Raw genomic sequence first — 9,683 nt, forward strand, 5'->3', positions numbered from 1 at the left:
TTGATTAGACTCATTTTTCTGTCCTTTTCCAGAATCATTTTTTTCATATCTCACTTTACACTATCTAATCTATTTCAACATTTGTATATACTAATAATTCTAACTATTATACCTTTATATTTTTTCTTAGCATAATCATAATATCACCTCTACATATACTTGGAAAACAGGAATAATAACAAAAGTTTCGACTATGCTATGGGATACTATTCCACTATTTATTTTATAAAAATAGTTTGTTTAAACTTTATGCTTCAAAAATATAATCGCCTTATTCCACACAGCTTTACTCTTATACATTCCTCCTACTCTACGGCTCATTTTTAGAAACTATTATGGTAGTTTTAGAAATGAAAAAGCACTGACTCATCTAAATCAATGCTTTTGAGGATATATTTATTTAATAAAATTATAAATTCTAACTATTTATCCATGATGTTTCTTTTCTTAATGCTAATTTATCTACTCTTCTTGGCTTCCGCCTTCTTCCATAATGTATTTATAGTAGTGTTTTATTGCTTTTTCAACTATAGAATTAAATCTTGCATTGGCATTTGGATGAACAAGCTTTAATTGATTAATCATTATTACGATAGATTCCTTAAGATTATAGGTTTTTCTTAATGTTGGCTCCTCATCATTTACTGATAAAAAATTAAGTCTACTAAACCTCTTTTCAATCTTAGGAACTGATATGCTCTTTTCTTCCACTTGTTTCTTCACAGAAACTTCTTCAGGTTCGAACCCAAAATCTACTATAGTTTGCCCAACCTGCTTTTCACCACTTACCCATTCTCCTCCCTGTGTAATCTCATCATTAGCACCTAATCCTTCAGTTTTTTTATTTTTCATAAATCTTCCCCCGATATTACCTATTTAATCTACTATTTATACTATGCTACTTTATGAGCTTATGACTCTATGATTTTATGATCCTATGATTCTATGACTATATGATTCTATGACTATATGATTCTATGTACTTCTACCCTGTAGGAGCGTTCCTAAAAGGAATCTAAAGAGACTTGGGAAGAGTCTCTACAGCGTATAAGTGCATCTCCATTAAATTCCTTCTGTAGAAGTTCTAAGAAGGTCATTAAACACTGACTTCTTTCACAAAAAAACAAACTTTTTCTCTAAAAAACGCCACTTTTTTATTTATTGTTTTACTTATATAGTATAGACATTTTATTTTGAAAGGAGGTGATATTATGGAGGCTATCAAAGAACCAAAGACCACTTCTTTAGTAATAGAAGTAAAGTCTGGAACAAATGATGCTGGTGCAGATACCTTTAGAAAAAAGAGCTATTCTAATGTAAAAGTAGATGCTCCTGTAAGTAATGTAGTAATAGTTGCAAAGTCAATTGCTGCAGTGTTAAGCTCATCTACTAGATACTTTATGCTAAATGAAGTTTCTATCATAGATGAAGCTTAATATATGTATTAAAAATAATTAAAAGGTGGTGAAAAAAATGAATTATTCTTTAACACTTGTATTTGTAACCTCAAGTGGAGATAAGGCAACGTTCTCCATTTCAGATGTTAGAAGTGACCTAACTAAAGAAGAAGTAACCAAATTAGCTAATGACATTCTAGAGCAAAACATCTTCACATCCAAAGGTAATGATCTTGTTTCTCTCTACTCTGCAAAGCTAAATGAAAGAAGAAGCACTGAATTAGTTTAGACTAATTCCTTAAAAAAATTTGAGAGGCTGAATTATCTCAGCCTCTCTTTTTACAATTTTTTAATCAGTCCCTATGGTTTTTTAATTCCTTATTTATAAGCTTTTTTAACTTTTCAAGAACAGCCTTATTACGCCTAATGGCAGTGCTATAATCAATACTTTTATCTTTAGCATAGGTTTTTAGAGTCTTTTTTTCATAATATCTATACTTAATTAGCTCAAGTTCTTTTTTATTTAATGATCTTAGAGCTTTTCTTAAAACCTCTATATTAAACTTTTCATATAAAATATCTTCTGGATAATCCATTTCATAAAATAGCACATTCTCTAGTTTTTCATCTATAATCAAAGTCTTTTTTCCATCTTTAAATTCACCTTTTTTAGTGGCTTTTAATAAATTTATAAAGTGATTGTTTATACATCTTCTTATAAAAGGAAAAAACTTTCCTCTCTTTACATCATAATCCTTGATGCATCTAAACATAATCTCATAACCTTCACTGACTTTATCTCTACGCCTATAGGAATTGATATGATACTTTTTAACTATGCTTCTAATAAAGTATTTAACTCTTATAGCTAATTGATCTTTTGCCTCAATCTCACCATTTTGAACTCTATACACAAGCTGTTCTATATATTCATAGTCACAGTCATCTTGACTCATAAAATCACCTCAATTTTTTTATCTTTTGCATAATTACTAAGCCTTTAAATCTTATATTAAGAGGGAGATATTTTCTCATTATTTATTCAACTAAGAATAATTTCTACATGAAAAAATTTTCACTTGATATTAATATATATATGTCGAAATATAGAAATCCGTATGGTAAATATAGTTAAAAAAGAAAAGTAGTAACGTCTAAAACTAGACTATTACTACCTTAAAGCAAATTTATATTTTTTTATAAATTAATCAGTTCATACTTTAGTCCTTTAGATACTCTATATATTTGAGTATCTAAAACATCACCTATTGAGTTGCCTATTATGCATAAAGCCTCATCAGAAGCATCTTCTTTTATGCCTATAAAGCTCTGCTTCTTAAACACATCTTTTCCTTCTTTATCTAAGCCAGCTTTATATTCCACTTCTAAAGAAATACGTGTTAATATGCTCTCTGTCATTTCTATTACCTCCTTTCACAAAAAATGAAACTTAGTAATATAATATGTCTAAAGATGAGGGATGGTGTGGGTTATTCGTTTTGGGAAGGTTGGATGTGACTAGGCAAAATTGGTGGGGGTGAAGGGAGATGGTTGCTAACATTTCTCTCTTAATTAGATGCTCTTTAATTTTTTGAATAGTATTTCTCTCATCCATATTTCACCTCTTAATATTTTTAATATAAAGAAAAGAGAGCTACTTTTTCAACTCTCTTCTTTAATACTGTTATTAAATAATCCTTGCCTAGGTTTTAGTGTAATAAGTGTATAAGGTTCTAATTGATCTTTTCCTTCTAATATTTTGGGAAAACTTATATTTTTTACCCGTAGAACTATCTATATACATTTCCACTATTGTACCTGAAGATGTTTGTCCTCTGAAAGTATTCTAGTTCCTTGAACAAACTGTCTATAACTATACGATTAATTTATTAAATCTACACTATTTTCTGGAGCATACGATTAGGAAATATTAATGTATTATTATGTTTTTTTTCGAAGCATATTCATTGATTCTTTTTATCAAGTTTTCTCTATATACAGCTTCAGCTGCATGGATTTCACGTTCTCCATCCTCGTCCTCATATTCAGGAAATATGATAAAGTTTGTCTGATCCATTTTTTTTATTATATACTCATTTCCCTCAAACTCACCATTTCTAACATGATATGAAGTTATAAAATTCATGATCTCCTCATACAATTCTTGTGTATTAATTTCTGATTGCAAAAATCCTTCCATTACGTTCATATATTTTACCTCCTGGTCTATTTAATTGGATATGCGCTTAGCATTCCACCATCTTCTGAAATAACTATTTTAATTAACGTTTCCCCTTTTGTACCAACTTCTTTTCCAGCATCAATTACAATTTGATAGCTTTGTTGTCCCATTTTTGTTAAGCCATTATCGGCTATTGATTGAACTGTTCCATTACTCATAGCGTCCTTTAATATTACTTCAGCTGCTTCTTTTGTATCTCCTAAAAATTTTGCACCCTTACCCGCACTGGAAGATAAATGTTTGGGTTTAACATAAGCTGAATTAATATCAAAATTATTTAAAGCTTTCTGTCCTTGTTTAAGAATATCATCAGCAATTTTGGATCCACCTTTAACAGCCTCACCCGCCCCCTTAGTAATATCTGCACCTTTTTCAATTGGCTTTATTCCATCAATTAGTTTTTCTGAATTCTTTAAAACATCCTTTTCTAAGTCTGCATATTTAGCAGCGTTCTTAATATTTTTGCTTACTCCTATTATAGGCATTAAAGCAATCATATCAAACGCGGTTTGTTTCCCGTGATCCCAAGTCCAACTCCAATGAGTGAAATCATAAACAAGATCTCTTCCATCAGCAAGAAAATCTATACCAGTAAAACCTAACGCTATTTGTCCAACTGATCCAAGTCCAGTATGTTCATCTGTATAGTTTCCAAGAAATACTTGCTTTATAGATTTCCATATATAGCCGTCTTCTTTAGTGTCCTCATTATCTACTTTTCCACCACCAGCACCACTATAATTCATTCCTATTGTAGGATACTTATTAGCGTAAGATGCAAACATATTAGTTCCAGCTAAAAGTAAGCCTCCCATAGAATATTGTGAATTCGCCATAGCAGAATAATTTCCAACTCCAGCTCCCATCCCAATAAAACTATAGTATCCATTTGAATTATTGCTTCCTAAATTATTAAATGCATCTTGACCTTCATTTAATAAAGAAGTCCCTCCTCCAAATAGGTATCTTCCTAAACTTAGCATTACATTTTTTATTTTATCAAATAAACTTGTTTTAGTGTTATAACTATTTCCTATAGCTCTTATCCTTTGAGCGCATCTTGAATCCACTTCTTTAAATCTTCTTATCGTATAGTCTATATTGCTACACATCTTATCTATTTTAGCTTTTCTTTTTGATTCTTCACTATATATACTTGATAAACTATCTTCTGTTACTCTTAATCTTCCTCTATCTACCTGTAGTTGCACTCTTGCTGTACCTACATTTCTTTGAGAAGTTTCAAGCATCTGTTGAGATTTCTTTAAATTGCTTTTCATCTTATTCATATCACTATAGGATATTCCTATAATATTGCTATTTCCCATATTAAGAGTTGCCAATCTGTCCCCTCCCTCTGTACCATATATAAGCATTTTGTTAACTTATTTACAATTATTATACATAATCTTACTAAAGGAGACAAGTTTTGCTTTTAGAATTTAAATTCAGTAAAAACTTTTACTTAAATAGGAAAGTGGCTGGCTCCATGCCCCTTAGGGAATTAATCCATAGCCTATTTGATATTTTTATATTTAATCTCGATATTGGTTTTTAAATAATTTGAGTTCTATAAAAACCTCTTATTTTCTCACTTTTCTATACAATGAAAAAGCACTGACTCCCTTGAATCAGTGCTTTTAAAAATATCTTATTTTATAATAAATTATCTACGTTTACCAAACCTGAAGTTTTGTTTACATCTATTATGAATACTATTCCTTTGCCAGGTTCATCTATGTCAACTTTTTCTCTAATTGCTGTTACAACATCATTTGTTTTTGATTTTTCGATGAGTATGATGACTATTTCTTTTTCTGGTTCTATGGTCATTCCAAAGAATTGGCTGTTTTCGTGGACTCCAGATCCTCTTCCATTGACTATAGTTCCACCTTGTGCTCCAGCTAGTGTAGCTGCTTCTACAACATCTTCTGCATTTCCTCTATCCACTATGGTGAAAATAGCTTCATAATCATTTTTTTCCTTTAAATCTTCCATAGATCCTCCCTCTTGTTTTTCACTATTTGCACTACATACCCTTGATCCAAATACTTTGTTAACTTCAATTGAGAATAGTATTCCATGATTAGGTTTATGGAGAGCAAATTTTTTGGTTAGTACATCATGAACCTTATTTTCAATATCACTACAAGAAGCCATTAAGACTACTTCTTTTTTCACCTTATCTAGTCCTAATAGTTCTAGCATATGATTTTTTGCTGCTCCTTTTCCTAAAAATATGGTTCCGCCTGATACTCCTTCTTTTTTTGCTTCTTTCAATATTTTACTTCCAACTCCAAAGTTAACTATCGCTATAAACATTGAATACCCAGAGTTTCTTGGATTACTTACCATCTAACTGAACTCCCTCCTTCATGGTCTTACGTTTATAAATCAACCCTAAAATTTGTATGGCTATAAGTGGTGTTAATGCTACCATTGCTATTACACCAAATGCATCTATAAGAACATTTGCACTATCTATGGCATCTGCTGCCCCTTGTGCAAAGGCTAAAATGAAGGTTGCGGTCATAGGACCTGAGGCTACTCCCCCTGAATCAAATGCTATTCCTACAAATATTTTAGGAACCTTATATGAAAGAATTATAGCTATTATATATCCTGGTAATAGATAGTATGCTAATTTCATCCAAGGTACCATTATCCTTATCATAGATAATGAAACTGCTATTGCTACTCCTATAGATAGTGTATATAATATAAATTCTTTCTTTATATGACCACTTGTAACCTCTTCAACTTGCTCATTTAATACGTGAACAGCTGGTTCTGCAAATATAACTGTAAATCCTAGTATAAACCCTATTGGTATAAGAATCCAATTATTTTCTAATAAAGCCACTGCTCTTCCTATTTCGCTTCCGACTTCCATAAATCCTGCATTTACTCCAGTCAAAAACAAAACTAATCCAATAAATGTGTATCCCATTCCCTTTAGTATTTTCATAAATTTCTTTTTTGATAATTTAAAATATATTATTTGAAATATTAAAAATAGTACTACTAATGGTAATAAGGCTACTGCTACTTCTAATAGTATCTTTGGTATCTCATGTATATAAGGAGAAAGAATTCCATTTACAGCTTCGCTTTTATTATTAGAAAGTTCTGCTGAAATTTCAACTTTTGATATGATACTCATTATGAGTACAGATGCTATAGGTCCAATAGATGCTATAGCTACTAGCCCAAAGCTATCTTCTTCTGATGTTTTTTTCCCATTTACAGATGCTATTCCTAAACCTAAAGCTAATATGAAAGGAACTGTCATAGATCCTGTTGTGGCTCCTGCCGCATCAAAAGATATTCCTAAAAAACCAGATGAAGTAAAGATAGATAGTAATAATATTATCCCGTAAAGAATTGTTAAAATTTTAGATAAGGCTATATTAAAAACTACTCTTAATAAACCTATTACAAGTAGCACTGCTACTCCTAAAGAAACAACTATCAATAATACAGCTTGTGATACTGCTCCAGATGTAACTTCATTTACTTGTTTTGCTAGTATTTGCAAATCTGGTTCTGCTATGGTTATAAAAAATCCTAGAACAAAACCAAATAAAATTATTATTGGTATTTTTTTAGTTTTTGTTAGTGTTGACCCCATTAAAGTTCCTATGGGTTGAATTCCTAAGTCAGCACCAAATAAAAATATTCCTAATCCAACTATTATAAATACAGCCCCAATTAGAAATCTCCATATTAGATCTGACTCTATAGGAGTAATGGTAAAATTAAGTATTAACACAATTATAGTTATAGGCAATACTGATACTGTAACTTCTTTGAATTTACTTAAAAGCTCCCTCAAATAATACTCACGTCCTCTCTTAATTACTTTCGCATATATTTATATTGTAACAAAAAATTCATAATTGTTTTTTCATTAGAGAAGCCTTCTCATTAATTTATTTCTTAAATACTACTTCATACAGTACCATACTCAAGTTTTCACTTTATTTGTTTTTTATATATTAATTCTAATAATAATCGCTTAAAGATAATATTTTAATAATATTTTCTCACTAAATTAGTATTTTTGAAATAAAGTGAAAACTTATGTGGTTTTAGTTGTCACTTTTACGATTTATCTCTAACTATAGGCATGCTCATACACCTAGGGCCTCCACCGCCTCTAGACAGCTCGTAAGATTCTATTTCTAAAACCTCCACGCCATTTTTTCTTAAAGCATTATTAGTTATATAATTTCTGTCATAACATATAACCTTTCCTGGCGCTACAGCTAAAGTATTGCTTCCATCACTCCATTGCTCTCTGTTAGCAGCTATCGGATCTCCATCTCCACATTTTATTAAATTAACTGTACCTAAATTAAGATGTTTTGCTAATATTTTTGCTAAATCATCATGTTCATATAGGATTTTTATTTTATTATTTTTATCCATAGTTATACTATAAACATCTAGTGGTTCCTGTATTTGTGGATATATAGTGAACTTATCGTAATCAACCATTGTAAATACTCTATCTAAATGTATATAGGCATCTTCTTTAGGTATATCAAAGGCTAAAATCACTTCAAAAGACTCTGATGATGACAGTAGTTTCTCCGCTAACTTTTCTATAGCTATTGGATGGGTTCTTTGACTTATCCCTATGGCAACTACTTTATCAGATAAGATTAATATATCTCCACCTTCTATGGTGTGTGCCTTTTGCCTATGGTACCACATCTCTGTACCTTTAAATCTTGGATGATATTTAAATATGTATTCAGGTAATAAAACCTCCCTATCTCTCACTTTATTTGCCATTACACTTAAGGAAATTCCTTTTCCTACAGAGGCAAATATATCTCTTTGATAATATAAATTAGGAATAGGGTCTATGTAAAAAGGATGAGCATTTTTCACCATATTTTCGAGATTATTTGCTCTTTTATCTTGTATATCCCCTCTTTTTATTCCTCCAATACATTTCTTTATTAATTCCTCTGGTGAAAACTGCTTTAAATATTCAAGGATGTTTTCTTTTAAGCCAGTTACATCTGCATTTCCTTCTTTCAAAAAGTCATCCAAAAATTCTTTCCTTATTTTATTATCTTTTAAGACCTCAGCCATAAGTTCTGTTATATAAAGAACTTCAACTCCTTCTTTTTTTAAAATATCTGAGAATTGATTATGCTCTTTTTGAGCTTTATTTATATATAAAATTTCGTTAAAGAGAAGCTGTTGCAAGTGTGCAGGTCCTATATTCTCTAACTCCGATCCTGGACAATGTAGTAAAACAGTTTTAAGTTTTCCGATTTCACTATAAACTGATATTCCATTTGTATTATTCATAATTAACAGCCTTTCTATTGGATTTTCTAAAAATTAGTTTGCCAAGAGGAGAGTATATTATACAAATATATTTCGCCATCCCTAATTGTATATAAATGTATTTTCTATAAATATTTTGTATTTTTTTGTAACAACATAAATCTTTCGCTCATAATATATATCAAGATACTTTGTCTCATATCATTAAGCTTAATGATAAATTTATTACAGAGGAGGAAATTCAAAATGGCTAACGGTTCAGATTGTAATTTTGTAGCTCATATGGCTAGATATATAGGTGAAACAGTTACAGTATTCACAACAAGTGGAGGTTTATCTGGTCAAGGGTTTACAGGAGTACTTTTAGCAGTAAACCCAACTTTCATAAGGCTATTAAATGAAACAGGGGCTCCCCCAGCATGCCCTTTAGGTAGCGCTTGTGATGAGTATTATCAAATAAATTCAGGAAATAGCAATCAATGTTGCAACCATAATGGTAATAGAAGACCTTTTAATACTGGTGCAGTTAGTGATATACCAGTTGATAGAATAGCATCCTTCGTTCACAATGCAGTATAGTTTTAAATTAAATCAGTTTACATTTTATTACCTTGGATTTAATATTTAACCAAAAGAAGGTGGAGAAAATAATTTATTTCTTCACCTTCTTTTATTGATATATAACTATAAATTTAGTATTATTAGAGAAAACTTTATGATAGTGTAAAGTGAGATAT

General features: G+C 30.5%; 11 protein-coding genes. 3 read left to right on the top strand and 8 right to left on the bottom strand.

The genetic code is table 11. From position 1 onward, the window contains the following. Nucleotides 1–462: 462 nt before the first annotated feature. Nucleotides 463–852 (bottom strand): hypothetical protein, encoded by a 390-nt coding sequence (locus B3N22_RS01275; RefSeq protein ID WP_238907494.1) that lies wholly within the window; start codon nucleotides 850–852, stop codon nucleotides 463–465. 359 nt (nucleotides 853–1,211) lie between these two features. On the opposite strand from B3N22_RS01275, the gene B3N22_RS01280 reads away from it, so the two are divergent. Both B3N22_RS01280 and B3N22_RS01285 read left to right on the top strand, forming a co-directional pair. Next, nucleotides 1,212–1,436, top strand: coding sequence for a DUF1659 domain-containing protein (locus B3N22_RS01280; protein WP_238907495.1), 225 nt, complete (start codon nucleotides 1,212–1,214; stop codon nucleotides 1,434–1,436). A gap of 37 nt (nucleotides 1,437–1,473) precedes the next feature. After that, nucleotides 1,474–1,686, top strand: a complete 213-nt coding sequence (locus B3N22_RS01285) for a DUF2922 domain-containing protein (RefSeq protein WP_238907496.1) — start codon at nucleotides 1,474–1,476, stop codon at nucleotides 1,684–1,686. 64 nt (nucleotides 1,687–1,750) lie between these two features. Here the strand turns inward: B3N22_RS01285 and B3N22_RS01290 are convergent, their stop codons facing one another. The 7 genes from B3N22_RS01290 to B3N22_RS01320 form a co-directional block, all read right to left on the bottom strand. Beyond that, nucleotides 1,751–2,353 carry a sigma-70 family RNA polymerase sigma factor gene (locus B3N22_RS01290; RefSeq protein WP_238907497.1) on the bottom strand — a complete coding sequence of 201 codons (603 nt, stop codon included), beginning with the start codon at nucleotides 2,351–2,353 and terminating at the stop codon, nucleotides 1,751–1,753. A gap of 241 nt (nucleotides 2,354–2,594) precedes the next feature. Beyond that, nucleotides 2,595–2,816 carry a DUF1659 domain-containing protein gene (locus tag B3N22_RS01295; RefSeq protein ID WP_021803634.1) on the bottom strand — a complete coding sequence of 74 codons (222 nt, stop codon included), beginning with the start codon at nucleotides 2,814–2,816 and terminating at the stop codon, nucleotides 2,595–2,597. 511 nt (nucleotides 2,817–3,327) lie between these two features. Continuing rightward, nucleotides 3,328–3,606 carry a hypothetical protein gene (locus B3N22_RS01300; RefSeq protein ID WP_097005193.1) on the bottom strand — a complete coding sequence of 93 codons (279 nt, stop codon included), beginning with the start codon at nucleotides 3,604–3,606 and terminating at the stop codon, nucleotides 3,328–3,330. 17 nt (nucleotides 3,607–3,623) lie between these two features. Then, the gene (locus B3N22_RS01305; RefSeq protein ID WP_286904278.1) at nucleotides 3,624–4,982 is read right to left on the bottom strand and encodes a hypothetical protein; all 1,359 of its coding nucleotides are present in this window, start codon (nucleotides 4,980–4,982) and stop codon (nucleotides 3,624–3,626) included. Between the two features lie 313 nt (nucleotides 4,983–5,295). Then, nucleotides 5,296–5,994: a P-II family nitrogen regulator gene (locus B3N22_RS01310; RefSeq protein WP_286904280.1), complete on the bottom strand. Its 699-nt coding sequence runs from the start codon at nucleotides 5,992–5,994 to the stop codon at nucleotides 5,296–5,298. Beyond that, the gene (locus B3N22_RS01315; RefSeq protein WP_286904281.1) at nucleotides 5,984–7,474 is read right to left on the bottom strand and encodes a DUF1538 domain-containing protein; all 1,491 of its coding nucleotides are present in this window, start codon (nucleotides 7,472–7,474) and stop codon (nucleotides 5,984–5,986) included. Before B3N22_RS01315 ends, B3N22_RS01310 begins: the two co-directional genes overlap by 11 nt. Nucleotides 7,475–7,743: 269 nt before the next feature. After that, entirely contained in the window at nucleotides 7,744–8,967 is a 1,224-nt protein-coding gene (locus B3N22_RS01320) for an arginine deiminase (RefSeq protein WP_286904283.1), read from the bottom strand. Nucleotides 8,968–9,192: 225 nt separating this feature from the next. Here B3N22_RS01320 and B3N22_RS01325 point away from each other — a divergent pair, with 225 nt between their 5' ends. Continuing rightward, nucleotides 9,193–9,525, top strand: a complete 333-nt coding sequence (locus B3N22_RS01325; protein WP_073018980.1) for an LSm family protein — start codon at nucleotides 9,193–9,195, stop codon at nucleotides 9,523–9,525. Nucleotides 9,526–9,683: the final 158 nt, after the last annotated feature.

The sequence above is a fragment of the Clostridium sp. UBA1652 genome (assembly GCF_002320975.1).
In the GTDB taxonomy this organism is placed as follows: domain Bacteria; phylum Bacillota; class Clostridia; order Clostridiales; family Clostridiaceae; genus Clostridium_T; species Clostridium_T intestinale.